Below are 25,668 nucleotides of genomic sequence, written 5' to 3'. Positions count from 1 at the left end.
TTATTTATTAAAAACGGAAGAAACGTTAGCGCTGTAAAGTGAGTAAAACGCCAATAAAAATAATGATACCACCGAGTAAACGCTGCCAGTTGATAGGTGCTTTATCTGTACCTAACCAGCCAAAATGATCGAGCAGCATTGAAATAGCGATCTGACCAAAAATAACTAATCCTGAAAATGTGAGAAAACCTAATTTTGGAGCAGTATAAATACTCATGCTAATCGCATAAACACCGAGAAATCCACCAATCCATAAATACCATGGAATGCTTGAAAGTTCATGTAAATTTGGTTTCGATGCATCCTGAAAATAGACGAGTGCCGCTAAAACAGCAGTACCGATGAGAAACGAAAGAAATGCTGCTTGAAGAGGAGAGCTTAGATGTTCTCTCAATTGTGAATTTATTGCAGTTTGAAATGCCATTGCAATTCCTACTCCAAAGGCTAAAGGCAGAAAGAGTAGCAATTGGCTAGAAATTTTCATCATCATCTCAATGTAATTGTTCTTCGTTATCTCAGTCTAACTGAATACTTACAGGATGATAAGCCGTGTCTATAGAAGCAGCAACAGACTCTGTAAGAGTCATGTTAAAATAGCGATGTTCTGTCATTGAGCTTCTACTTTGAGTCTGTTAAATCCAATTAATATCCCACTTTCCTTGTATATCCATATGCCTTGGTGTGTGCGTAAGTGTCCTTACTGTGACTTCAATTCACATGCTGTGCCTGATGGTCAACTCTCGATGGATTTGGAACAGCAGTATTTAACAGCATTGGTCGCTGACTTTGAAACACAAGTTGAAATGGCGCAGGGAAGATTAATTCATAGTGTGTTTATTGGTGGTGGAACGCCATCATTGATTTCCGCTCAAGGCTATCAGTGGCTTTTTGACCAGCTTAAAGCACGTTTAAGTTTCTCAGATGATTGTGAGATTACCTTAGAAGCAAATCCTGGAACGGTAGAGCATGATCCTTTTGCTGATTATCTTTCTGTTGGGATCAATCGCCTTTCGATTGGTGTGCAAAGCTTTGATACAGAGCACTTACAACGCTTAGGACGTATCCATTCCGCGCACAATGCTATGGATGCAATTCAGCAGGCTCGTCAAGCAGGCTTTGAGCGCGTCAATGTAGACCTTATGCATGGTTTACCCTCGCAAACTGTCGAACAAGCTCTAACAGATCTTAAGTTGGCTGTGGAGCATGGAGCAACGCATATCAGTTGGTATCAACTTACGATTGAGCCGAATACGGTTTTCTTTCGAACTCAACCTGCTTTACCGCAAGATGAGATTTTGGAGCAGATTCAAGAACTGGGTGAAGCATATTTAATTGCGAATGGTTTTATTAATTATGAGGTGTCAGCATGGAGAAAAGAAAAGCCATCTGCCCATAATTTGAATTACTGGCAATTTGGTGATTATTTGGCGATTGGTGCTGGTGCACATGGCAAGGTCACAAGACCTGATGGAGTATACCGTTTCCAAAAAACGCGTTTACCAAAAGATTATCTTGCTAAAGTTCCTGCCGAACATCTACAAATGAAACGTATCGAGGCTGATGAGCTACCTTTTGAGTTTATGATGAATGCTTTACGTTTAAATGAAGGTGTTGCTGCTGAGCTTTATCAGCAAAGAACAGGTTTAGATTTAAATCACCTGCAAACACCATTGAGTAAATTACGTCAGAAAAAATTATTGCTTGATGATACAAGTAAAATTGCTTGTACTGAGCAGGGACATATTTTTTTAAATTCAGTCTTAGAATCATTCTTATAAGAGCAAAAACTCCCTTTAACGAGCATCGCTAAAGGGAGCACAAATATTAAAAATTAAAGTTAATGTTGTTTACATCCATCGTTGAAATCGTAACAGGTGCATTTTGAGTCGTTGCTTTTACTGTATCGGTCGCACTGATAGTGTATTGTCCATTTACGGTATTATCAGGAGTGAATACGATTGGCAATGTACCTGTATATGGACCTAAATAAGGTGCACCTGTACTTAAGGATAAGTTATAGGCACCAGTGTCTAAAGTCGCATTGATGGTGTTTACTGTATAAGTTGTACCACCACTAGTTTGTTTTGCATTGACTTTAATTAAGTCGCTGCTTGGAGTCGCTGTTCCACTAACACGATAGTGTGTTGTTACATTTGTATTAATCGGTAATGCTTGAGTAGAAATGGTGGTGGTTTGTTCAGCGGTGACTGGAACTGATTTAATCACTGCAGTTGCATATCCAGGAGCTGTTATAACAATGTCATAGTTGCCATTAGTTTTACTTTGGACAAGTGGCATTAATTTAAAGTCACCTGTTGCTGGTACAGGAGTACCTTTAATGATTTCACCATTTTGCTGTGCATAAACGGTTGCACCTGCTTGAGCAAGGCTTGGGCTGACGAAGCCACTGATGGTTCCACTCACAACTTGTGGTGTTGCTGTGACAACTGGTTTCAGGTTGTATGAACCATTTCCACGTTTCACAATAGATTGGCATGCATCAAAATCTAAAACAAGGTCAACTAGTGTGTCTGGCTTTACATCAAATGATCCCACGACTTTATAGCCACTCTGAGCCGCGCTCGGTGTCGTCAATGCTAGCTCGGTACCTCCTGTAGGAACAACAGAGTTAGCCCATTTTGATCCTTGATTTTGATCTAGAACTAAACGGATTTGAGTATAGCGCCCAGCTGGAAGAGGGGTCTGTCCTAAAGTTGTGAGAGCACCATTGGTCAGTGTAAGTAAATCTATTTTTTTAGGGTTAGCGAGTTTTACTGAATACCAGCCTGCATCGCTATCTTTTGCTGTACTACTGCTATGTACTTTTACCTCTTTGACAGTGACATAGACGTGATCCATTCCACAAGCAGGGTTATCGGTTAGGCTGACATTGAGCGTGCCTGTATTGTTTGAATTATTATCAGCGCTGCTTCCACCACCACATGCAACTAAGCCTAAAGAAGTTATAGCAACCAAGCTAATCAATTGAATATTCTTCATGAATAGGTCCTTTCATCCGAGAATAGTATGTAAAATTGTTTTCGGAATATAAAAGATTTTGTCAAAATACTATGTTGTATAATTATAAATATTTGTTTTTATTGATTAAATTGGTGTGAGCTGGTTTCTGTTTTATACATAAAGATAGTTGTAGATCATGATTAGATATCATTTTAGATGAAGTAATCACAAATCCTAACTTCACAGATATTAACTTCATGAATAGGCATAAAAAAACCTCATCATATGATGAGGTTTTTTAGAATTTGGTGGGTCGTCCGCGACTCGAACGCGGGACCAACGGATTAAAAGTCCGCTGCTCTACCAACTGAGCTAACGACCCTGAGTGAGGGTAAGTAAATAACGTTTACTTAGAGCTTAGAGAAAATCTATCATTTTTCTAAGTTAAACCTCTTACAGGCGTTTGTAAAATACATTTTACAAACTATCAAAACATTAAGTGGTGGGTCGTCCGCGACTCGAACGCGGGACCAACGGATTAAAAGTCCGCTGCTCTACCAACTGAGCTAACGACCCTAAGCAAGCGATTAAACATGCTTCGCAAGTAAAACCAATCAGTTCTAAGTGCGTCTTCGTTTTGATGTTGCGTATTCTAGCAACTTATTCAGCTAACACAAGAGGAAATTTAAAAACATCTGCATGATTGTTTATAAAAAGCACGATTTCCTCTTGTTTAGCTAAAAAATAAACTAGAAACGGTATTGATATGCCTGAATATTCTCAAAGATTTCAGCATTTACATCACAGTAGCTCGTTGCGCCTGGTAATAAAACCAACAAGCGTTCATCTGTTTTGCTTGGGTCAAATGCATCTTCTTTCAGCTTATTCTTTTGATACTTAAAGGTACCTGTTGTTTCAACTTTGGCTTGTACACGTAAGAACACTGGAATCGCATAAGCTGGTAAGCATTTCTTGAATACACTGACCATTTCCGTAAGGTCATTATCATTCAGTTCAGCGCCATCGGTTAAAGTGATAGCAGCCATACCTGCACGACCATTGGTGTTTGGAATTTCTACACCATAAACGACAGCTTCAGCGATCTTTTCGTATTCAGAAACCATATTTTCAACTTCAGTCGTTGAAACGTTCTCACCTTTCCAACGGAAAGTATCACCCAAACGATCTACAAACTGTGCATGACGGAAGCCAATGTCACGTACTAAATCACCTGTGTTGAAATACGAATCACCTTTAGTAAAGACATCTTTCAAGATAACTGATTTGTTTTTCTCAGGATCAGTATAACCATCGAAAGGTGAACGGCTAGTAATCTTACCTACGAGTAAGCCGACTTGACCTGTTTTGACTTTCTTGCAATAACCTTTGCTGTCACGTACTAGTTCGTTTTTCTCTTTGTCGTATTCAACAATTGCATATGGTGTAGGAGAAAAACCAACTGTATTGTCAAAGTTGAAAATATTGCTGAAGCCAACGTTACCTTCACTTGATGCATAAAGTTCAAGGACTTCTTGAACACCAAAGCGCTCTTTGAATTTGCCCCAAATATTTGGTCGCATACCGTTACCAATCATTTTGGTAACACGGTGAGCACGGTCAAGTTCTGTAACTGGTGCATCCATGAGGTAACGACATAATTCACCGACATAACCGATCGCTGACGCATTAAATTTCTGAACATCTTTCCAGAATGCACTCGTCGAGTATTTACGACGTACAGCTAGAGTTGCGCTACCAGCAATCACACCACACCAGCATACGACGACGCCAGTTGCATGATAGAGTGGTAAAGTGACATACATTACGTCATCTTTACCTAAATTTAGAATATGACCGTATGTACCATAAGCAAGTGTCCAACGGCTATGCGTGAAGATTACTGCTTTAGGCAAGCCTGTCGTACCAGATGTATAGATATAGAATAATCCATCTTTACCTGTCACAGTGTGTGTGGTTGATGGATTGAATTTAGGGAATTGATCAATTTGTTGAGCAAGATTGACATAGCCTTTAGGTGCTACGCCTGCATTTTGACGAGTTTCTTGATCTGCAAACCAATGGAAACGATCTTGAGCAACAGTTAAATCTTGGCGAATTTCATCTATCGCAGCTCGTACTTCTTCACCAGCAATCACCGCGATAGGATTAACTAAGTTAATACTGTGTGCAAGAACTTTGCCGACCTGTGATGTATTTACAAGTGCAATCGTTACGCCAATTTTAGCTAAAGCAACAATAGTGGCAATTAATTCAGGACGGTTTTCAACCATCACTGCAATTACATCACCTTTTTTTGCCCCAAGCGACAAGTAGTAATGTGCAATTTGGTTTGCCCATTCGTTTAAAGCACTGTAGCTATAACGTTGATCTTCAAATAACAGGGCGATTCCTTGCGGATTACGCTTAACTGCTTTTTCAAAGGCAATTCCTAAGCCTGCTGGGGAAGTAGGCGTCCGCAAATAAGCCTGTTTAAGACCATTGAGGATATGAGGTACTTTTGTGATGAAGTTGGGAAGGCGAGTTGCGACATCACTAAGGGTAATAATATCGGTCTGTGTAGTTTGGCTCATATCAATCCTGTTTATTTTTCGATCAATCCAAAAAATGGCTATCTGTTGGAACACAACCATTAACATCATTGTTGTTAATGCTGTTTTTTAATGGGAAGTTCCTAGAGCAATCAACCTAATCTGACAAAATAACAAAAAAGCCTAGTCATCGAAATGACTAGGCTTGTGCTTATTGTGTGCAATTTAGCAAATTATTCATTGCCAGCAGTTGCTTTTTTCGGTGGACGACCACGAGGGCGACGAGGGCGACTAGATTTATCTTTCTCTAGTTTCGCAGCTTCATCTTCCGCTTCAGTCTCATCACCTTCAACAACAGTCTCTACTTTTTCTTCGGCTACAGCGACTTCAACGGTTTCTGTTTCAGTTGCTTCTTGTTGAAGAACAGTGGTTTGTGCTTCTTCAATTACTTCTGCAGCAGTTTCTTGAGCATCTTGCACTTCTGTTGCCGTTGTGAGCTCGAGAGGTTGCTGCTCAGGAATTCCATCAACTGGCTCTGAAGTAGAAGTTGCTGGTTCAGCTTCTTTCGCTTCAACTGGCGTCTCTGCGGTAGTTGCTGGTTGAGCTACTGAAGCGTTCGCTGCAATATGTGCTTCTTTCGCTTGTTCCGCAGCAAGTTTGGCAAGGCGACGGCGTTCACGAGGGTCATTTGCAACGCGAGTCACAGGAGCTTCAGGTGGTGTTAAAGGTAACACTGGTGCAGGTTCTGCTTCCTGAGTTGGCTTCTGTGAAGGAAGAACAGCATCACGTGTAACAGGACGCTTTTCTTCAACCACAACAGTCTCTACTGCAATACTACTTGCGTATTGTTCAGCGAACTTTTGTAATGCACGGTTGAACGTTGTGACTAAACCAAATTGTTCAATCAAAATTGTGCAATCTTCACCATAGATATGGCGAATCAGACCACCAAGAGTATATTGCCCTAAGGTTGGTATCTGCGAGTGCGCAATTTTAGGTGCTGGCTTTTGATTAGTATGCCCGCCACCTTGATGCGAACGGCGACGTGAACGAGGATCGTTACTTGCACGTTTTACAGGCGCTACTTGAGTTGATGGCTCAACAACAGCAGTTTCTTCAACTTCTGGCTGTGTCGCTTGAGTTGGCTCAACTGTTTCTGCTGTCGCAATTACAGCTTTTACAGACTCAGTGTGAGGCACATCTAACGGTGCTTTTTCTACATTAATTGCAACGATTTCACTTTGACCTTGATCAATATTTACGATCAATGCCGTGTTCATCGCTTCCGCACGTGGTGCATCAACAACGTCCACTTTTACTTGTTGTGGATTAACTGCCGCTTCAGCTGTGACTACTGGAGTTTCATTTAAAACACTTTGGTCACGATGACGGTTTGGTCGGTTCGGACGCTGTTGATTGTTGCGATCACGACGTGGCAAAGGCGCAGACTCATTCACTGCAGTCTCTTGATGTTGCTGCTGAGCTTCTTGAGGTTGATGACGCTTTTGCTGACGTTTTTGTTCGCGTTGCTCTTGGCGTTGTTCATGACGTGAAACTTGAGTCACTTCTTCATGCACTTGGTTTTGTGGTTCATGTGCATGTGAGTGTTGCTCACGTTGTTCTTTATGTTTGCGCTTCTTCTGGTTTTGATTAGGACGATGAGATTTTTCGTCTTTTTCAAATGTTTCACGTGCTTCTTGTTTTGCTGGTGCTTGTGAAATATAAGCGTTATTACTTGCAGGGGCAGGTGTTTCTACAGCAGCAGGAGCAGGGATATTCACTTGTCCAAACTGACCACGACTTACTGCGCCGTTATTGATCATTTGCTCAATGGCAGCAGCAGCATTTTGCGCAGAACGAGATTGATCAGTAGTTTGAGCTTGTTTTTGAACAAATAAGTTCTCTAACCAAGCACAAGGGCTTGCTGATTTCTGTACAGTGGCTTGAGCTGGTTTTGCTTGTGCAGTTTGAGCTTGATGGGCTTTCTTTTGTGGTGCTGTTGCATTTTGTGCAGGAGCAGCTGGATGGCTGTGATCTGCTTCTTCTAAATGCCAATCCGAAGACTCATAACCAAGTTCTTTTTCACTTGAACGAGTTGCTTCAGTACGTTCGTAGCTAGATGGGGCAAAGCCATCTGGATTGAACTGGATTTGATAATGTGGTGTTTCCAAGTGCGGGTGAGGCAACACAGTGACACGTACATTTGAAGTTTGTTCAAGATAAACAAGGCTGTGACGCTTTTCATTCAATAAGAACGCAGCGATTTCAACAGGTACTTCAACTTGAACTTCACCTTGGCGTTCACGTAAAGCAATTTCTTCAACTTTACGCATAATCGAAAGTGAAAGTGAACGTAAGTCACGAACCATTCCTGTGCCATGACAGCGTGGGCACACATAACCTGTCGCTTCTTCTAAAGAAGGACGTAAGCGCTGACGGCTCATTTCCATCAGACCAAAACGTGAAAGTTGACCGAACTGGATACGTGCACGATCGCTTTGTGTCGCTTCACGTAATTTCGCTTCAACCATACGTTGGTTGCGATCTTTGGTCATGTCGATGAAATCGATCACAACTAAACCGCCAATATCACGTAAGCGAAGTTGACGCGCAATTTCTTCAGCTGCTTCTAAATTGGTATTTAATGCAGTTTCTTCAACATCGTGACCACGCGTTGATTTCGCTGAGTTAATATCAATTGAAACTAAAGCTTCAGTTTGATCAATCACAATTGAACCACCTGAAGGAAGTTTTACTTCACGTTCATAAGCGGTTTGGATTTGACTTTCAATCCCGAAGTGAGCAAATAAAGGCTCATTCAAGGTATAAGTTTTTAACTTATCAAGCTGACGTGGCATTACTGCTTTAACAAAGTTATACGCTTCGTTATATGCCTGCTCGCTATCAATCAAGATTTCTGCAACGTCATCACGTAAGTAATCACGAATAGCACGCGTCACTACACCCGCTTCTTGATGAACAAGCATTGGTGATGGACCTGAACTTGCAGAGCTTTGAATTTGAGCCCAAAGATCCAACAAATGTTGTAAATCCAGTTGAAGTTCTTCTTGGGTGCGACCGATACCTGCGGTACGAACAATCACGCTCATGCCACGAGGTACATTTAGAGAAGATAAAATTTCTTTTAGCTCTTCACGCACAGAACCTGAAATTTGACGGCTGATACCACCACCTTTCGGGTTGTTTGGCATAAGAACTAAATAACGACCTGCAAGAGAAATAAAGGTAGAGAGGGCAGCACCTTTGTTGCCACGCTCTTCTTTCTCAACTTGAACGAGTAGTTCAGTACCTTCGGTGATTAGTTCACGAATGTTAGAAGTTTGACGAGGATCTGCTTTGAAATACGAGTTTGCAATCTCTCGCATTGAAAGGAAACCTTGACGCTGAGCACCATACTCGACGAAAACCGCTTCTAAAGATGGTTCAACGCGAGTGACGTGACCTTTGTAGATGTTTGATTTTTTTTGTTCACGAGTACGGTTTTCTAAATCGAAATCGTAAAGGCGATTACCAGTGATAAGTGCAACGCGAACTTCTTCGGCGTGGGTTGCATTAATCAACATACGTTTCATGGGTGTGACACCTAATAGTGATGCACACAAACAACAAGCTCAATACTTTTGAGCAAACATCAAATTGACGCGATCAAGACTCAGAGGCTACTTTTATTTGCGAAGCTCTGAAACCACTGACTGTAAATTTCCAGTTTGGGCTTTGATACGGTTGTTTCGATGTTGGCAATACTGCTTCTATCTTTGGTCTATTGATATTTCATCTCTGTCTTGCATCTGAGAAATATGGTAAGACCCCGACATAATCAAAGTTTCCTGTACGCTTCACTGGCGGGTGAGCGGTGCATTGGATGGTGACTTTCACTGTCATTAAGCATTGAAGTCGATCCATCTGGAAGTCTTGATACGGAATGATCATCGTATCACTGCTTAGCAGTTCCAATGCATCAACGCTTTAGCCTGAATGCGACATCAGGGAGCAAATTGTCTGATGTGGATCAGTTTACGTTTAATAACCAACAAATTGCTGGCGACATATTTTTTCTGAGCAAACTGCATGTGCTGATGCACAATTAAACGCAACAGTTTGTCATTTTGCCGATATAATAAGCCTTCGGCGTCGGCATAATTCTTTAGGACCTATCCGAGTTGTTGGTGAAGATCTCATCGATTTAAAATTTTATCTAAATAAAATTTCTGATTTGATGCTCACTTACGGTGGTATCCGTGCGCTGAATATATCAAACCTTGCGGCATCTGCCTATGGGCTAAGTTTAGGTTTCTTGTGAAATAACTTAGCTAAATGATCATTTTTTAATCGTATTTAGCAAATCTTGGATGAATCGAACGTATGAATTCTACACAACAATGGCAAAGTGTCACTTGGTTTGACGTGGATGAGCATCAAGAAGGGCAGCGAATCGATAATTTTTTATTTACCCGATTAAAAGGTGTTCCTAAAAGTCGAATCTATCGTTTGATTCGTGAAGGACAGGTTCGTGTCAACAAAAAAAGAATAAAAGCAGAAACACGACTGAGTATTGGTGACCAAATTCGAGTTGCGCCGATTCGTTATGAACAAAAAGATGAAATCGATGCACCTGTGAGTGATGGTGTAGCGCAAAGTTTACTCGGTCGAGTGGTTTACGAAGATGAAGGCTTATTAGTGGTGAATAAACCATCTGGTATTGCAGTTCATGGTGGTAGCGGGGTTGCATATGGCTTGATTGAAGCCATGCGTGCTGCGACAGGCAAAAAATATTTAGAATTGATTCATCGTATTGACCGTGATACCTCCGGTCTAGTGATGATTAGTAAGAAGCGAAGTACCCTCAAGTTACTTCAGGACTTATTGCGTGAGCATAAGATTAAGAAGACCTATGCAGCAATTGTCAAAGGGCAAGTGAGTTTGGATCAACAATTGATTGATGCACCTTTACTTCGTTATGAACTTGCGAATGGTGAGCGACGTGTCCGTGTCACTAAAGAAGGTAAACCTAGTAAGACAGAATGGAAGGTGATTGAGCGATTTAAAGCCGCAACATTAGTCCACGCTTCACCTTTATCAGGTCGTACGCATCAAATTCGTGTACATGGTCTAAGTATCGGGCATCCTTTGATTGGGGATGATAAGTATGGTCACAATACAGCTTATACAGGTCCTGAAGCACGTCGTTTATGCTTGCATGCAATGCGCTTAGATATTCCGAACTACCCAACCATCGAAGCACCAATGCCTGAAGATATGCAACAGGTGATTAATGAGTTGAGAAAGCAAAAATGAGTCAGAATGTTGAATTAGTCATTTTTGATTGGGATGGGACGTTGTTTGACTCGGTTGGGCAAATCGTGGCAAGTCTGCAATACGCAGCACAGCAGTTTGAACAACCGCTTACCGATGATGCTGCAAAAAGTATTATTGGTTTAGGCTTACCTGAAGTCATGCAAATTTTATTTCCACAGGTACCGCATTTACAGCAAGATATTTTGCAATGCTATGCAGATCATTATGTTGCCAACTCAAAAGGTGATGCTTGGTTTACGGGTGTTGCTGAACTTTTGCTAGAGTTAAAACAGCAAGGTTTAAAACTTGCCGTGGCGACTGGTAAAAGTCGTAAAGGTTTAGATCGAGTTTTGAGCCAAACCAATAGCCATCACATTTTTGATATTACCCGCGCAGCTAGTGAAACTAAGTCAAAACCAGATCCGCTGATGTTGCAGGAAATACTCACGGAAATGGATGTGGCTGCTGAATCTGCAATTATGGTAGGTGATACCAGTTATGATCTTGAGATGGCTCAAAATATTGGCATGCCTCGAATTGGAGTGAGTTATGGAGTGCATACTGTTGAAACATTAGTACAGTATCAACCTTTGACGATTGCAAATGATGTGGCGGAGTTGCATCAGTATTTGCGCAATTACCTAGCTGAGTTTGCTTTAACTGAAAGTTAAACAACAAAAATCATTTGAGACGACATAGATAGGGATTGATCAATCCCTATCTTAAATAATAAAAATAGGGAAAGTATGAGTCGTTCCATTCGTTTACTTCATTTATTACAACTGCTTAGAGAATACCGTTATCCTGTTACTGCACAGGCGCTAGCCGAACGTCTTGAGGTTAGCCAACGCACTTTATATCGAGATATTGAAACACTACGTGAGCAAGGCGTCAGTATTGATGCTTCGGCAGGACTGGGATTTCAGCTAAAAGAAGATTTTCTTTTGCCGCCAATGACTTTAAATGAAACTGAAATTGAAGCAATTTTTCTTGCGTTGAATTGGTTAAAAGACATTCCTGATCAAGCACTGAAAGCGGCATCAACCTCCTTGTTAGCTAAACTGAATGCAGTTTTACCTCAGCACTGTCAGCATTTGCTAGAGCAGACGACCTTAAGGTCGATTAATACATGGTTGCCTGTCGATGAAATGCTCGTTGAGCAAGTGCGTTTAGCTATCCGCCAACAAGTAAAAATCCTCGTGGATTATGCAGATGAGCAACAACGAATAAGTACAAGAATGCTTTGGCCTTTTGCTTTAGGATATTTTAATGATCGTATTGTGTTAGCAGCATGGTGTGAGTTACGCGAAGGGTTTAGACACTTTCGTATCGATAGAATACGTGAGTTAAGTTTGACCCAAGTTCATTATCCACAATTCAAACAGCAATTATTTCAACAATGGTGGGTTCAAGAAGTCTGTGAATCGACTACTGACAAAAACTGACAATCAAAGCGATTAAATTTAAATAAAACCAATAAACAAGGAAATACAAAAATGGCACTTAAACTTTATACCAATAGTTTTTCACGCGGTGTGGTCGTGGATTGGCTACTACTAGAACTCGAAATTGAATGTGAGCGTATAGAGGTTGCATTTAAAACTGAAATGAAAACACCAGAATATTTGCAGATGAATCCTTTTGGTAAAGTACCTGTTCTGGTTGATGGTGACATTGTTATTTATGAATTGGGTGCAATATGTGCTTATTTAGCTGATAAATTTATCGATAAAGGACTAGCACCTGCACTCAACGATCCCAAACGAGGTTTATATTATCGTTGGTTGTTCTTTATCTCAGGGCCATGGGAAGCGGCAGCGACAGATCGAATGTTGGGTATAAATGAGGTTACATCTGAGCAGAAATCTTCGATTGGTTATGGTGACTACCAAGATGCTTATCATGCTTTTGTGGTTGGATTGAATGAAGCAGCTCCTTTTTTATGTGGAGAACAATTCACCGCTGCTGATGTGTTAGTTGCAGCAATGTTATTTTGGCAGTTGAAAATGGGTGAAGTACAGTCGCATCCTGCGATTGAACGATATTTACAGAATGTTAGTCAGCGCCCAAGTTATCAGAAGTTTGCTGAATTCTTTAGTAATGCTTAAGTCCAAACATCAAAAAGCCGACAATTCGGCTTTTTTTTCAGCTTGCATAAAGTGCAAATTGATCAAGTGCAAATACTTGTCTAATCTCTTCCAAAAATTGTTCGGTCGCTTGATTGGGGGGATTTTTATTAAACGCCATAAATACATCCAAACTGGGCAATGGCTTGGCTAAGGGTTTTACAATGACTTCATCAGTCGCTAGGGCTTCCATGTAGGATGGCAGAATTGCACAGCTCACACCCGAGTTTACCGCTTGAATGCAATCCACTATATGATTGGTTTCATGGATGGTTTTGAACTGAATCTTATTAAATTCAATATATTGCAAAATCGTTTTCGATAAAGGCTGTGACAGCTTATTAGAGAGGATTGTTAACTCTAACTCTTTTAATTGCTCAAGTTTAATTTCTTCAAATTTAGCAAAAGGATGTTGTTTCGGGAGCATAAATACAAGAGGCTCTTTCAAAACTAACTGACTGGCAAAAGTATCATTTTGAAAATCTTGATTAATAAAAATAATGTCTAAATCACCTTTTTTTAAATCAGTAATTTGGTCAGTTTCTTTTAGATTGAGTGTACAAATTTGTAGTTTTGGAATTTTCACGCGTAAACGTGGCAAAATATAAGGAAAAATACGGATTTCTGCTGAAGGAACGAATCCAATTCTAAGACATTGAACTTTTGCAGCAGCAACTTGTCGCGCCATTGTCATTGCTTTATCTGCTTGAGTGATCGTTAAGCGTGCCTGCTCTAGAAAAACGTGACCTTCATCTGTCAATTCTACTTTTCGTTTGGTTCTATGAAATAATTGAACACCAATCTCATCCTCTAAATCCTTGATTTGTTGGCTTAAAGAGGGCTGTGCTGTATGAAGCTTAATTGCTGCTTTACTAAAACTTAGCTCTTCGGCAACGGTGATGAAGTAACGTAAATGTCGTAATTCCATAAGACGAATCCAAGTGTGCCTTATTCTAGTTTTAGAAAGATTGATAATGGGTGAAACTGGCGTAAGACTATATCATAGCTGTTTTTATGACCGATGTGCTCAGTTTTGAGATAGAAAAAATGTATTAAAAACCTAAAATTGTGACTTAATCTGATCATGATAAAAAATTGAACCTTTATATAAATTTATGTTGACTCATTAGGTGAAAATCAGCATAACTAAATGGGTTCTACGAGGACTAAAGTGCATGAATTGAAATGCATTCAAACTTCTCAAAATTGATACATTCACGTGAGATGGAAAACGTTAAAGTAGAAAGCTATTTATCTGATAAATAGATCACCATCGCTGCTTGAGATGATTAAATTCCACTATAGAAGAAGTACATGAAAGATAAGCCGACATTAACTTACCAATTGCCGACCCAATCTTGCTTGAGCCATACTTTTGGGAAACCACCATTTCCTCATGAGGCTTCTGACCATTGTGGTTTTGATCGTTTTTATAATATTGAAAAACGTGATCCACCATTTGATCGAACACGCTTGTTTAAATGGCTTGCAACACGGAAGTCATATACGTGGAACGTTGATCGACATCACGAGCAAAATCTACGAAATCAGATGCTTGAGTTACCTCAAAATCGACCACATGCTGATTTAAATGACTGGAAAATTTGGTTCGTAGGGCATGCAACGGTATTGATCCAAATCGGTCGTTACAATTTCCTGACGGATCCCGTTTGGTGTGAGTATGTGAGTCCTCAGCAGGGTCGTGGTCCGCAACGTGTTTGCCCTGCAGGTATTGCTTTGGAACACTTGCCTTGGATTCATGGTGTGTTGTTAAGTCATAACCATTATGACCATATGGATTTAGCCAGTTTAGAGTGGTTACATCAAAAATTTGCGATGCCGATCTATACTGGGCTTGGTAATGGATATTATTTGCCTAAACACTTTCATGTTATTGAGATGGATTGGTGGCAAGAGATTCCGTTTCATGATGAATTAAAAATTGCTTATACACCTGCACAGCATGCCTCTGGTCGTGGCGTGCGTGATCAAAATCGGGCCTTATGGGGTGGTTTTTCATTATTGGCAAAAACAGGACATTGTTTCTTTGCTGGTGATACGGGATATTCTCCGCATTTTAAAAAGATTCATGAGCGTTATGGTGATGCCCGTGTAGCTCTATTACCAATAGGGGCTTACGAACCACGTCAATTGATGCGTTTTGTTCATATGAATCCACAAGATGCTTTTCATGCACATTTAGATCTACATGCCCACCGATCTTTGGCGATTCACTATCGAACTTTCCAGCTCACCGATGAAGATCGTGATGCACCTGAACATGAGTTGCAACAAGCAATGAAGTCCTCGTCAAAATTGGTGAATCCATTTTATTGTATAAGAGAAGGACATTTTATTCGTGCTTGATCTGTTTGAGGACATCAATACACCACAATGCAATAATTGAAAGGCTAATCAATCCGAGATTCATGACGACAGGATTAAATGCTTGGTAAATTCGGTTTGGGTAGATCAATAAAACGAAAAAAAATAACCCAATCAAACTTATAATATTTAGCCAATGTAAATATCGCTGCGTAAACAATAAAAACATAAAACCGAAGATAATTTCAGCGATCCCTGAAAGTGAAATGATCCAGAAGATGTGCTCTGAAGCTAAGCCCATGTATTGCCAAATATATTGTTCATCCTCTACTTTAAAAATCAATTTTGGAAATAAACCCTGATAAATCCATAGCAAGGCAATCATCCATTGACTGAATTTCAAAATGCGTTGATGGGTTTGGATTAATTTATTCATGAGACCATATCATCAGTTAAAAAATGCGCCGCGATTTCAGGTGTCATTCTGTAGCATTGTTCAGTCTTGCCAAAAAGACGATAACGGTTGAGCGCAATTCGTCGGTATCCAAAATCTCGGATCACTTTGGGAATAAACTGAGTGTACTGAAGTGTTGAATATGGAAAAGATAAGTGCTTAATGATTCTGATAAAAGCAGTTGATTCTGTATATAGTTTTCCACGCTCTACTAATACCATTGTTTCAAAATGATCAGTAGGAAGTTGATATATCGTTAAAATACGTTGACCTATTGGTGACTGAACTGATGCTAACTTGAATTGAAGTTGAGGATCATTTTTCACCATGAAATCTGCCCATGCAGAGCATAATACACAATGAGCATCAAACAAGATGATGCTATTGGTTTGGATTATATGATCGAGTGAAGTAGTCATTGTTATTATTTTCCTGATTCATTGTTGTGATCATAGTTCAAAATCCAGCATAAAAAAATGAAGAACCATAAAAGGTTCTTCATTTCTTCATTTCTTCATTTTAAGAGGATTTAGGCAAGATCAAATCGATCTGCATTCATCACTTTTACCCAGGCTTTCACAAAGTCTTTAACGAACTTTTCTTTATTGTCATCTTGAGCGTAGACTTCAGAATAAGCACGTAAAATCGAGTTCGAACCGAAGACTAAATCAACACGACTTGCAGTCCATTTAACTGTACCTGTGTCACGTTCAACGATGTTGTAACTATTTCGACCAGTTGGCTTCCAGTTGTACTTCATGTCTGTCAAATTCACAAAAAAGTCATTGCTCAGAACACCTACTCGATCGGTCAATACACCTTGAGGATTATCGCCATAATTTGCACCTAACACACGCATACCACCGATCAATACGGTCATTTCAGGTGCTGTTAAACCTAAGAGTTGAGCCTGATCTAACAACAACTCTTCAGGCGTTACATCATAGTGTTGTTTCTGCCAATTACGGAAACCATCATGCAATGGTTCTAATGGCTCAAAAGAGTAAACATCAGTTTGTTCAGCTGTCGCATCGCCACGACCTGCAGCGAATGGTACAGTGATGTTGACACCTGCTTTATGAGCGGCTTGTTCGACCGCAGCAGTACCACCAAGTATGATCAGATCTGCAAGGCTCACTTTTTTAGCCAAACTCGCTTGAATTGACTCTAAAACTGAAAGGACTCTTTGTAAACGTTCTGGTTCGTTAGCTACCCAATCTTTCTGTGGAGCTAAACGGATACGTGCACCATTTGCACCACCACGGAAGTCCGAACCACGATAGGTGCGCGCGCTGTCCCATGCCGTTGTAATAAGATCAGAAGCAGAGAGCCCACTTGCCAGTAACTTCGCTTTAAGTTCTGCAATTTCACTATCTGTCAAAGTGTAATCCACTGTTGGGATAGGATCTTGCCAAATCAAATCTTCTTGTGGAACATCTGGTCCTAAATAACGGCTTTTTGGCCCCATATCACGGTGGGTTAACTTAAACCATGCACGAGAGAATACTTCAGCCAAATAAGCTGGATCGCGATAGAAACGTTCAGAAATTTTACGATATTCTGGATCAATTTTGAGTGCCATATCGGCATCAGTCATGATCGGGTTTCGGCGAATATTCGGATTGTGGGCATCAACAGGTTTATCTTCTTCTTTAATATTAATCGGTTCCCATTGATGAGCACCTGCAGGGCTTTTACGCAGTTCCCAATCATAGGTAAATAATAAATAGAAGAATTCATTGTCCCATTTGGTTGGATGTGTTGTCCAAGCGCCTTCGATTCCACTGACCATGGTATTTGCACCATTACCCGTACCTTCAGAGTTGTGCCAACCTAAACCTTGGAACTCGACATCAGCGCCTTCAACATCAGCACCTAGATTTTCTGCTTTACCATTACCGTGTGCTTTACCAACAGTATGACCACCAGCTGTTAATGCGACTGTTTCTTCATCATCCATTCCCATACGGTCAAATGTGGTGCGCATATCTTGAGCTGTTTTCAGTGGATCAGGTACACCATCAACACCTTCAGGATTTACGTAAATTAAACCCATTTGTACAGCTGCAAGTGGATTCTCTAATGAAGTACGATCTTGATCATTTTCATAACGATTTTTGGTTGCATCCAACCATTTTTTCTCGCTTCCCCAGTACACGTCTTTTTCAGGTGCCCAAATGTCGACGCGACCACCAGCAAAACCAAAAGTTTTCAACCCAGCAACTTCATAAGCTACTGTACCAGCTAGTACGATTAAATCGCCCCATGAGATTTTGTTGCCATATTTACGTTTAATTGGCCAAAGCAAACGGCGACCTTTATCTGTGTTGACATTGTCTGGCCAGCTATTAAGAGGAGCAAAACGTTGATTACCTGTGTTCGCTCCACCGCGACCATCCTGTTTACGATAGCTACCTGCAAGATGCCAAGCGGTACGAACCATCATGCCAACATAACTGCCCCAATCGGCTGGCCACCAGTCTTGACTGGTATTAATCAATTCACGTAAGTCTTGTTTAACGGCTTCTAGATCAAGTTCAGAAAATGCTTTTGCGTAATCGAAATCAGGATCCATGGGATCAGTTTTCTTATCATGTTGATGCAAAATATCGAGGTTTAGTGCATTTGGCCACCATGCCATTGGCCCACCATGAACCTCGGTATTGCCACCATGAATGACAGGACATTGTCCTGAAGTCGTTGTATTTGATTGTACTTTATTGTCTTGGCTCATGATCTTTCTCCAGCAAAGTGACCTGTGAGCGAAGTCACTTTTACTATTTACCGTTCAAAATGATGAATGCTTTAATGATCCATTACACAAATTGGGTATCGATCTGGGTGATGCCTAAATTTGATTGCATATGAATCAATTCACACTCTTTGTACTTTTACTCTAGGTTTGTGAAACCTTTTTTTCCAATGGATTAAAGTTGATGTCTTAAATGCTTTATTCGATTGAAGCTGATTAAATCTTAAACTTGAAATGCCGAAGTGTAGAGATGATATTTGTTATTTTTTTATAAAAATCATTTAAAAATATATATTTACAATTTCTGTTTTTTAGGGAGAGTAAATATAGTTTATCTAAAGTTCATAATTATAAATCGCTTTAAATCCATCAATGCATAACAATTTTCATGTAGTAGTTCTGTAAATTGTGCTCAATGCATCGAGTTTCTTAGACTCTGTTGATGGTCTGTAAGCAAACGGGATTTGGCAAAATTTTATGTTATTTTCGGATAAATGAAATGATTGGGAATAGCAAATGAAGAAAGTTGCGTTGGGTGTTGGTTTAACAATAACTATTCTAACGGGATGTGTTTCATCTCCTCAAAGTCAGGAGCGGGAAGCAAGCAATTCAAATTTACTCTCAGTTGAGTTTGTTGGGAATAGTTCATATCAAGTCCCACAACAACAAGGTACAGTGTGTTTGTATGCTTTAGAAAAACGTATGGCTGATGCACCTGCCACTTTGATTCAAGAAAAAAAGGTTCAGGTTTCGCAGATTCCGTTTACGGTTGAATTTGCTATTCCTCAGAAGCATCGTGAGCATATTCAACCCGCTGTGAAGGACAATACAGAGCTCACTTATTATGTTACTTGGGAAGCTGACGCAGCTAATCCAGTGACTAAAGATATAATTATGATTGATTATGATCGACAGTTTCCACGCGTAAGCTTGGGTGCAGGTAAACAACAAGTACTTTTACGTGATCGCCAATAATAGTGAATCTTCTGAATAGGAACATAGGGATATGTTTTGAAGCGTTTAACTATTTTATTCTTTCAAAGAAAAAGGATGATCCAATCAGATCATCCTTTTTGTTTTTTGTGTATTGATTTAAGCATTCAACATACGATTTGATTTCACCATGTCAGCTAAACCATGTGTTCTGAAATAATGTTCTAACCAACTTTTTACAATCAGTGGGTTATTCATTTTCAGTACTTCATCCAAAAGTTGTTTGGCATCGCTCATTGGAACATGACAAATTGCTTTTCGAACACGCAAGATATTACTTGAACTCATTGAAAGCGTATTAAAGCCCATCGCCATCAATAAAATCGCAGATAAAGGATCACCTGCCATTTCGCCGCACACACTGACGGGTTTTTGATGGATGTGGCAGTCTTCAACTAAACGACTTAATGCACGCAAAACTGATGGATGAAAATGCGAATAAACGTTTGCAACATGAGGGTTGTTTCGATCGACTGCAAGTAAGTACTGGGTCAAATCGTTAGAACCGACAGAGAAGAAATCAACTAGCTCGGCAAATTCACTGATTTGAAAGAGGACACTAGGTACTTCGACCATAATTCCGATTTTTGGTCGAGTGATTTTAACTTGTTCTTCTTCTTGAACCGCAATCCAATCACGTTCCAATAAATAAAGAACTTCCTCAACTTCACTGACGCTTGTCACCATCGGTAATAAAATATGTAAGTTATTTAGACCAATACTCGCTTTTAACATCGCGCGAATCTGTGCAGAGAAAATCTCAGGATGGTCTAAGGTAAAACGCAAACCACGCCAACCTAAAGCCGAGTTTTCTTCTTCAATGCTGAAATAAGGCAAGTCTTTATCCGCACCAATATCGAGGGTACGCATAATCACTGGCTTATTTGCAAAGTGGCTTAGCTGTTGACGATAGATAGCACGTTGTTCTTCTTCACCTGGAAAGCGCTCACGAAGCATAAAAGGAATTTCACTACGGTATAGTCCGACACCTTTTGCACCACGTTGCACACCACGTACAACATCAATCATCAAACCTGTGTTGACGAATAGAGGAATTGATACACCATCAGGGGTAATTGCATCCTTGGTTTCATATTGCTTTAAGTCTTTCGCAATTTGTTCTTCTTCTTTTTGGACTTCTTTATATCGTTGGCGCAATCGACGTGGCGGATTAACGAAGACTCGACCTTGATAAGCATCGACGATCATTTCAATGTCATCAAGTGTGGTGATTGGTAATTCAGTGACACCAACAACTGTTGGAATACCAAGGGCGCGAGCCACGATCACCATATGTGAATTGGCAGCACCTTCAGAAGTAACGATTGCCGCAATATTATCAACAGGTAATTCAACCAGAGCAGCCGTACTGATTTCTTCACCAATTAGGATGCTGTCAGGGCTCAGCTCTCGATGACTCGAATCGGCTTCTTGCAAACATGCCAAAATTCGACGACCTAAGTCTTTTAAATCTGAAACACGTTCACGCAGATAGTCATCTTCCATTTGCGCAAACAACGCAATATGTTTATCAATAACTTTACGGACAGCACCTTGTGCCCAACTTCCAGCTCGAATGTGGTCTTTAATTTCACTTGGTAATGCATTTTCATCCAACATTCTCAAGAACACACTAAATAAAGCACGTTCTTCAGACATGAGTGAGTCTTGCATTTTTTCATCTAAGGATTGAATTTCCTTACGTACAGAGGCAATCGCTTGATCAAGAAGTTCAAGCTCCTCACTAATATCTTCTGCTTCTCGATCTGGAATTACCGTAAGATCAGCAGGAGGATAGAGCACAATTGCACGTCCGAGCGCGACACCGCCTGCACCTGAAACACCTTGGAACGTTTTGTATGTTGAGCCACTGGTAGGCTTACGGAAAACATCAATATTACCAACGGCATGTGCATGTGCAATTACACCAGAAAGCTGAGCACAAAGCGTCACGAGGAATGATTCCGCTGCTTCACTAAAGTCTTGAGGTTCTTTATTTTGAACAACTAAAACGCCCATAACCTTACGGCGATACATGACTGGTACGCCAAGGAATGAGTTAAATAGCTCTTCACCTGTTTCAGGTAAATAAGCAAATCGGTCATGCTTAGGAGCATTGTCAAGGTTAACGATTTCTTCGCGTTGTCCAACTAAGCCGACCAGACCCTCACCAATATTTAATGAGACATGTCCAACTGCTTCAGGTTTAAGACCTTTTGAAGCCATCAACACATAGCGTTTATTACGTTCATCCAATAGGTAAATCGAGCAAACATCTACATGCATCGCCTCAGCCACATGGTTGACCATAATGTCCAAGGAGTCATGCAAACTGACGGACGCATTGATTTCTTGCACAATGCGTCTAAGCGTGTCGAGTTGCATGTTTGACATGGATGTTTACTCCAATTTATAAATCGTTATGAACCTAGTTATAACAGCTCTCTAGTCAAAAATCATTGCTTAAAGTGATGATTTATTGATGTTTAGCGTTGTGGTAGTTGTAAACACAACTCCATCATGGCTTTACGGTAAACATCACGTTTGAAATTCACCACTTGACCTAATGGATACCAATAACTCACCCATTGCCATTCATCAAATTCGGGTGGGTCGGATAGGTTTAACTGAATATGATGCGGCGATGCCGTTAACTTCAGTAAAAACCACTTTTGTTTTTGTCCAATACATACGGGATCTGAATCTGACCGAATGTACCGATGTGGCAAACGATAACGCAGCCAACCTTTAGTTTGCGCTATAATCTGGACGTGTTCGGGCAATAAGCCGACTTCTTCTCTCAGTTCACGATAAAGTGCCTGTTCAGGGGTTTCTCCAAACTGGATACCTCCTTGTGGAAATTGCCAAGCATTGTGACCAATGCGCTTTGCCCATAAGACTTGTCCGTCATCGTTTGCCAAAATGATCCCGACGTTGGGTCGGAAACCTTCTGAGTCGATCATTTGGCTACCTAAATTTTGTCTATATCGTTGACTTTGATCTCGGGGACAGTCACTCTTCACGTCCAACTCGAAAAAGGTCAAAGTAAAATGTTTAAAATTGCTATGATCTTAACGAATTTCTATCGACTAGCGGAGATAGATTTACATTTTTTTTCTTAATTTTCAGTTTAAACGAGAAATTCTATGCAATTGGCTTTGTTTGATTTAGATCATACCCTGTTAAATACTGACTCTGACCATTCTTGGGGTGAATTTTTGGTCAATGAAGGTTTGGTAGATCCAGTTCATCATCGTCAAATGAATGACAAATTCTATGAAGATTATAAAGCTGGGCAACTTGATCCGATTGCCTACAATGAATTTGTATTCCAATTTTTAACTCAGCATGACAATACTTATTTAACTGAGTTACATCAGTTGTTTATGCAGAAAGTTATTCGTCCTAAAATGCGCCCTAAAGGTTTTGATGCAATCAAAAAACATCAAGATTTAGGACATGCGATTGTCGGGATAACTGCGACAAGTGATTTTATTACTGCACCGATTTTTCGTGAATTTGGTATTACTGAAATTATTGCGACAAATGCTGAGGTTGTAGACGGGAGATATACCGGTAAAGTGACGGGAATTGCTTGTTATCAAAAAGGCAAGCTTGCACGTTTGGATCAGTGGTTGGCTGGACGAACAGTAGCTGAGTCATGGGCATATTCTGATTCGATTAATGATCGGTTCTTACTTGAGTATGCAACTCATGCAATTGCGGTAAATCCTGATGACCGCTTAGAAAAATTGGCAAAAGAACAGGATTGGGACATTCAAGACTGGTCGATTTAAGTTTCTGAATTTAGTTGTTTAAAAATAGACGTTGTAATGACGTCTATTTTTTTATTTTTGATAAAGATGATATTGAATAAAAACATTGAATTAAGCTGGTATCAAGATTATAAGAATATAAAATTTTATTTAAAAAAATGATGAGGGGATAATGCCAAAAACACCACAAATTAAATTACCAAAACAACTTTGGAATGATGAAACGATTGACTTGACACGTCATAGTTATCAGGGAAGATTACTCAATAAAAGCGAAGGCTTTAAATTAGGTAAAGCTCAACGGAAAAAAATTCCACGCGAACAACTATCACAATTATCTGAACGCCCAAAGGGAACAACAGCACTCACGATTTATGATTGGAGCAATCAAGGACGTTTAGAATTGCTTAAACCAATTCGTGCAAAACGTATGAGCGTTTCACCATTTACCTTTTATCGTGGTATGCCTTCCTTGATGCTATTTGATCAAGCTTGGGAGCAGTCGAACTCTGGTCTATTCCAACAGATTTGTGGCGATTGTCATTTGAGTAATTTTGGTGGCTTTGCTAGTCCAGAACGTAACTTATTGTTTGGTATTAATGATTTTGATGAGACTTTGGTTGCGCCATTTGAATGGGATTTAAAACGTTTAGCCACTAGCTTTGTGATTGCTGTACGTGATATTGATCTAGCAGATAAAGTAGGATTAAAAGCAATTAAAACAATGCTGAACAGCTACCGTCAGCATCTACTGGAAAATACGGAACTTTCACCATTACAAGTGTGGTACGAAAAAGTTGATGCCAGTACCTTGTTAGAAAATACTGAATGTCGAAAGCTAAGAAAAAAGCGTGCGAAGCATCTTGATTCTGCACAGAAAAGAAATGCGTATTCTGTTTTGCCTAAGCTCACGCAAAAAGATGAAGATACAGGATTCCGCCATTTCGTGGATGATGCGCCATTATTATGGCATCCAAATTCAGATGAACCATTTAGCAAAGATGTAGATATATTCTTCAAACAATATCGTGAATCTTTGAAATATGATCGCCAAGTGCTCTTTGATCGTTATCAACGCACTGATGTAGCGTTGAAGGTAGTCGGAGTCGGAAGTGTGGGGACACGATCAGCCATTGCATTATTTCAGGATGCGGATCGTGAACCATTAATTTTACAAATGAAAGAAGCCAATCCTTCTATTCTTAGTCCGTTATTTTTGGACAAAGTGATACATGAGGGTGAGCGTGTAGTGCATGGTCAGCAACTCATGCAAGCCGCTAGTGATATTTTCCTAGGTTTCTCTTCAACACTTGATCAACATTTCCATGTACGCCAATTACGCGATATGAAAATTTCAGTTGATCTGAGTGATATGGATGATGAATATTTTTATGAATATGCTGAAAGTTGTGGTTTGGCTTTAGCTCATGCTCACGCTAAGGCTGGAAATGCTGACGTATTGATGGGATATCTCGGTGAGGGTGGTGCGATCGTAGAGGTATTGCAATCGTATGCAGAAGCTTATGCAGAACGCAATCTAAATGACTATCAGCGATTTATGAATGAAGTTGCTGATGGTAAGATTCAGCTCGCTGGAGATGATGCGCTGTAACAATAAGTATGCTGCTACAGATGATATGAAATAATTCGAAAGGTTAGAGAAAAATGTTTAATAAAATTATGTCTGGTTTGGGTCTTCAAGGCGTGACTGTAGAAACACGTTTACAGAATCCAAACTTGCAAGCAGGTGAGACACTGCATGGGGAAATTAGTTTCAAAGGGGGATCTTCTGATAAAGAAATTAATGGTCTTTATTTACAATTGATGACGATGGCAGAAGTAGAATCTGGTGATCATGAGTTTAATCAACCTTTGGTTTTACAAGAATGGTTAGTGAATTCAAGATTCTTATTACCTGCACATCAGGCTCATTCTTTCCCATTTAGTATTCAATTGCCTTTTGAAACACCAATTACAGAAGTTGCGTGTCGTAGAAATGGTGCGCGAGTTTGGATTCAGACTCATATGGATGTTGATTGGGGCTTAGATGCCACTGATCGTGATTATCTGAAAGTACTGCCAACAGCAGCAATGCAAAGCTTTTTACAAGCGATGCAACAGTGTGGTTTTGTTTTATCTACTGTTGATGTCGAAAAAGGACAGCTTACAGCTCGAAACTTTAGATCGACAATTGGCTGCTATCAGGAGTTGGAGTTTGTATCCTCACATATGTTTAGTGGCTTTAATGAGGTAGAAGTTTCATTCGTCGCAGAAGCACAGCAAACCCATATCATGTTAGAAATTGATCGTACATTCCGTTCAGATCAATTATTGACGATGACGATTTCAAATCAAAACCTTGATGTGAATCAAATCACACAGCAAATTCGCCGTTTATTACAGATTGCATAATCAA

At 40.1% G+C, this 25,668-nt stretch carries 20 protein-coding genes and 2 tRNA genes; 10 read left to right on the top strand and 12 right to left on the bottom strand.

The features are described from left to right. Nucleotides 1–25: 25 nt before the first annotated feature. Nucleotides 26–487: a DMT family transporter gene (locus H2677_RS13640; RefSeq protein ID WP_099949258.1), complete on the bottom strand. Its 462-nt coding sequence runs from the start codon at nt 485–487 to the stop codon at nt 26–28. 136 nt (nt 488–623) lie between these two features. On the opposite strand from H2677_RS13640, the gene hemW reads away from it, so the two are divergent. Continuing rightward, nucleotides 624–1,778 (top strand): radical SAM family heme chaperone HemW, encoded by a 1,155-nt coding sequence (gene hemW, locus H2677_RS13635; protein WP_168154526.1) that lies wholly within the window; start codon nt 624–626, stop codon nt 1,776–1,778. A gap of 46 nt (nt 1,779–1,824) precedes the next feature. Here the strand turns inward: hemW and H2677_RS13630 are convergent, their stop codons facing one another. The 5 genes from H2677_RS13630 to H2677_RS13610 form a co-directional block, all read right to left on the bottom strand. Further along, nucleotides 1,825–3,000, bottom strand: coding sequence for a DUF4382 domain-containing protein (locus H2677_RS13630; RefSeq protein ID WP_212638758.1), 1,176 nt, complete (start codon nt 2,998–3,000; stop codon nt 1,825–1,827). 267 nt (nt 3,001–3,267) lie between these two features. After that, nucleotides 3,268–3,343: transfer RNA gene (locus H2677_RS13625), tRNA-Lys, on the bottom strand. Nucleotides 3,344–3,461: 118 nt separating this feature from the next. Beyond that, nucleotides 3,462–3,537: transfer RNA gene (locus tag H2677_RS13620), tRNA-Lys, on the bottom strand. A gap of 173 nt (nt 3,538–3,710) precedes the next feature. Then, nucleotides 3,711–5,552, bottom strand: coding sequence for a long-chain-acyl-CoA synthetase (locus H2677_RS13615; RefSeq protein ID WP_212638757.1), 1,842 nt, complete (start codon nt 5,550–5,552; stop codon nt 3,711–3,713). 191 nt (nt 5,553–5,743) lie between these two features. Then, a complete protein-coding gene (locus tag H2677_RS13610; protein WP_212638756.1) occupies nt 5,744–9,103 on the bottom strand; it encodes an Rne/Rng family ribonuclease in 3,360 nt (1,119 codons plus the stop codon). A gap of 790 nt (nt 9,104–9,893) precedes the next feature. Here H2677_RS13610 and H2677_RS13605 point away from each other — a divergent pair. The 4 genes from H2677_RS13605 to H2677_RS13590 all read left to right on the top strand — a co-directional run bounded on the left by H2677_RS13605 (nt 9,894) and on the right by H2677_RS13590 (nt 12,934). Beyond that, nucleotides 9,894–10,826, top strand: coding sequence for an RluA family pseudouridine synthase (locus H2677_RS13605; protein WP_212638755.1), 933 nt, complete (start codon nt 9,894–9,896; stop codon nt 10,824–10,826). Beyond that, nucleotides 10,823–11,497, top strand: a complete 675-nt coding sequence (locus H2677_RS13600; RefSeq protein WP_212638754.1) for an HAD-IA family hydrolase — start codon at nt 10,823–10,825, stop codon at nt 11,495–11,497. The genes H2677_RS13605 and H2677_RS13600 overlap by 4 nt, the downstream gene beginning before the upstream one ends. Before the next feature lie 75 nt (nt 11,498–11,572). Continuing rightward, the gene (locus H2677_RS13595; RefSeq protein ID WP_212638753.1) at nt 11,573–12,271 is read left to right on the top strand and encodes a helix-turn-helix transcriptional regulator; all 699 of its coding nucleotides are present in this window, start codon (nt 11,573–11,575) and stop codon (nt 12,269–12,271) included. 51 nt (nt 12,272–12,322) lie between these two features. Then, nucleotides 12,323–12,934, top strand: a complete 612-nt coding sequence (locus H2677_RS13590; RefSeq protein WP_212638752.1) for a glutathione S-transferase family protein — start codon at nt 12,323–12,325, stop codon at nt 12,932–12,934. A 37-nt stretch (nt 12,935–12,971) separates the two neighbouring features. Here H2677_RS13590 and H2677_RS13585 read toward each other — a convergent pair whose 3' ends face one another. Then, nucleotides 12,972–13,880 (bottom strand): LysR substrate-binding domain-containing protein, encoded by a 909-nt coding sequence (locus tag H2677_RS13585; protein ID WP_212638751.1) that lies wholly within the window; start codon nt 13,878–13,880, stop codon nt 12,972–12,974. Nucleotides 13,881–14,266: 386 nt separating this feature from the next. Here H2677_RS13585 and H2677_RS13580 point away from each other — a divergent pair, with 386 nt between their 5' ends. Further along, the gene (locus H2677_RS13580) at nt 14,267–15,319 is read left to right on the top strand and encodes an MBL fold metallo-hydrolase (protein WP_099949251.1); all 1,053 of its coding nucleotides are present in this window, start codon (nt 14,267–14,269) and stop codon (nt 15,317–15,319) included. Here H2677_RS13580 and H2677_RS13575 read toward each other — a convergent pair. The 3 genes from H2677_RS13575 to katG all read right to left on the bottom strand — a co-directional run bounded on the left by H2677_RS13575 (nt 15,306) and on the right by katG (nt 18,465). Then, entirely contained in the window at nt 15,306–15,713 is a 408-nt protein-coding gene (locus tag H2677_RS13575; protein WP_212638750.1) for a DoxX-like family protein, read from the bottom strand. The genes H2677_RS13580 and H2677_RS13575 overlap by 14 nt on opposite strands. Continuing rightward, complete coding sequence (locus H2677_RS13570) at nt 15,710–16,150, bottom strand: thiol-disulfide oxidoreductase DCC family protein (protein WP_099949249.1); 441 nt, start codon at nt 16,148–16,150, stop codon at nt 15,710–15,712. The genes H2677_RS13575 and H2677_RS13570 overlap by 4 nt, the downstream gene beginning before the upstream one ends. A gap of 110 nt (nt 16,151–16,260) precedes the next feature. Then, nucleotides 16,261–18,465: a catalase/peroxidase HPI gene (katG, locus tag H2677_RS13565; RefSeq protein ID WP_212638749.1), complete on the bottom strand. Its 2,205-nt coding sequence runs from the start codon at nt 18,463–18,465 to the stop codon at nt 16,261–16,263. A gap of 534 nt (nt 18,466–18,999) precedes the next feature. On the opposite strand from katG, the gene H2677_RS13560 reads away from it, so the two are divergent. Next, entirely contained in the window at nt 19,000–19,458 is a 459-nt protein-coding gene (locus H2677_RS13560) for a hypothetical protein (RefSeq protein ID WP_212638748.1), read from the top strand. A 117-nt stretch (nt 19,459–19,575) separates the two neighbouring features. Here the strand turns inward: H2677_RS13560 and ptsP are convergent, their stop codons facing one another. Next, nucleotides 19,576–21,870, bottom strand: coding sequence for a phosphoenolpyruvate--protein phosphotransferase (gene ptsP, locus H2677_RS13555; RefSeq protein ID WP_004957663.1), 2,295 nt, complete (start codon nt 21,868–21,870; stop codon nt 19,576–19,578). 92 nt (nt 21,871–21,962) lie between these two features. Continuing rightward, nucleotides 21,963–22,439: an RNA pyrophosphohydrolase gene (locus H2677_RS13550; RefSeq protein WP_004876647.1), complete on the bottom strand. Its 477-nt coding sequence runs from the start codon at nt 22,437–22,439 to the stop codon at nt 21,963–21,965. Nucleotides 22,440–22,622: 183 nt separating this feature from the next. Between H2677_RS13550 and H2677_RS13545 the strand changes: the two genes are divergently transcribed. From H2677_RS13545 to H2677_RS13535, 3 genes are all read left to right on the top strand, one after another. Continuing rightward, nucleotides 22,623–23,273 carry an HAD family hydrolase gene (locus tag H2677_RS13545; protein WP_212638747.1) on the top strand — a complete coding sequence of 217 codons (651 nt, stop codon included), beginning with the start codon at nt 22,623–22,625 and terminating at the stop codon, nt 23,271–23,273. 151 nt (nt 23,274–23,424) lie between these two features. Then, the gene (locus H2677_RS13540) at nt 23,425–24,864 is read left to right on the top strand and encodes a DUF2252 domain-containing protein (protein ID WP_212638746.1); all 1,440 of its coding nucleotides are present in this window, start codon (nt 23,425–23,427) and stop codon (nt 24,862–24,864) included. A gap of 53 nt (nt 24,865–24,917) precedes the next feature. Then, a complete protein-coding gene (locus H2677_RS13535; RefSeq protein ID WP_004957674.1) occupies nt 24,918–25,664 on the top strand; it encodes a sporulation protein in 747 nt (248 codons plus the stop codon). Nucleotides 25,665–25,668 lie beyond the last annotated feature (4 nt).

Origin of the sequence: Acinetobacter junii (assembly GCF_018336855.1) — a bacterium.
GTDB lineage: Bacteria > Pseudomonadota > Gammaproteobacteria > Pseudomonadales > Moraxellaceae > Acinetobacter > Acinetobacter junii.
This window is presented reverse-complemented; position numbering and strand designations above follow the sequence as displayed.

What these genes read in the sequence shown, in the direction of transcription:
- H2677_RS13640 (WP_099949258.1), bottom strand. Translation starts at nt 487, where the DNA reads ATGATGAAAATTTCTAGCCAATTGCTACTCTTTCTGCCTTTAGCCTTT.
- H2677_RS13630 (WP_212638758.1), bottom strand. Translation starts at nt 3,000, where the DNA reads ATGAAGAATATTCAATTGATTAGCTTGGTTGCTATAACTTCTTTAGGC.
- H2677_RS13615 (WP_212638757.1), bottom strand. Translation starts at nt 5,552, where the DNA reads ATGAGCCAAACTACACAGACCGATATTATTACCCTTAGTGATGTCGCA.
- H2677_RS13610 (WP_212638756.1), bottom strand. Translation starts at nt 9,103, where the DNA reads ATGAAACGTATGTTGATTAATGCAACCCACGCCGAAGAAGTTCGCGTT.
- H2677_RS13605 (WP_212638755.1), top strand. Translation starts at nt 9,894, where the DNA reads ATGAATTCTACACAACAATGGCAAAGTGTCACTTGGTTTGACGTGGAT.
- H2677_RS13600 (WP_212638754.1), top strand. Translation starts at nt 10,823, where the DNA reads ATGAGTCAGAATGTTGAATTAGTCATTTTTGATTGGGATGGGACGTTG.
- H2677_RS13595 (WP_212638753.1), top strand. Translation starts at nt 11,573, where the DNA reads ATGAGTCGTTCCATTCGTTTACTTCATTTATTACAACTGCTTAGAGAA.
- H2677_RS13590 (WP_212638752.1), top strand. Translation starts at nt 12,323, where the DNA reads ATGGCACTTAAACTTTATACCAATAGTTTTTCACGCGGTGTGGTCGTG.
- H2677_RS13585 (WP_212638751.1), bottom strand. Translation starts at nt 13,880, where the DNA reads ATGGAATTACGACATTTACGTTACTTCATCACCGTTGCCGAAGAGCTA.
- H2677_RS13580 (WP_099949251.1), top strand. Translation starts at nt 14,267, where the DNA reads ATGAAAGATAAGCCGACATTAACTTACCAATTGCCGACCCAATCTTGC.
- H2677_RS13575 (WP_212638750.1), bottom strand. Translation starts at nt 15,713, where the DNA reads ATGAATAAATTAATCCAAACCCATCAACGCATTTTGAAATTCAGTCAA.
- H2677_RS13570 (WP_099949249.1), bottom strand. Translation starts at nt 16,150, where the DNA reads ATGACTACTTCACTCGATCATATAATCCAAACCAATAGCATCATCTTG.
- katG (WP_212638749.1), bottom strand. Translation starts at nt 18,465, where the DNA reads ATGAGCCAAGACAATAAAGTACAATCAAATACAACGACTTCAGGACAA.
- H2677_RS13560 (WP_212638748.1), top strand. Translation starts at nt 19,000, where the DNA reads ATGAAGAAAGTTGCGTTGGGTGTTGGTTTAACAATAACTATTCTAACG.
- ptsP (WP_004957663.1), bottom strand. Translation starts at nt 21,870, where the DNA reads ATGTCAAACATGCAACTCGACACGCTTAGACGCATTGTGCAAGAAATC.
- H2677_RS13550 (WP_004876647.1), bottom strand. Translation starts at nt 22,439, where the DNA reads ATGATCGACTCAGAAGGTTTCCGACCCAACGTCGGGATCATTTTGGCA.
- H2677_RS13545 (WP_212638747.1), top strand. Translation starts at nt 22,623, where the DNA reads ATGCAATTGGCTTTGTTTGATTTAGATCATACCCTGTTAAATACTGAC.
- H2677_RS13540 (WP_212638746.1), top strand. Translation starts at nt 23,425, where the DNA reads ATGCCAAAAACACCACAAATTAAATTACCAAAACAACTTTGGAATGAT.
- H2677_RS13535 (WP_004957674.1), top strand. Translation starts at nt 24,918, where the DNA reads ATGTTTAATAAAATTATGTCTGGTTTGGGTCTTCAAGGCGTGACTGTA.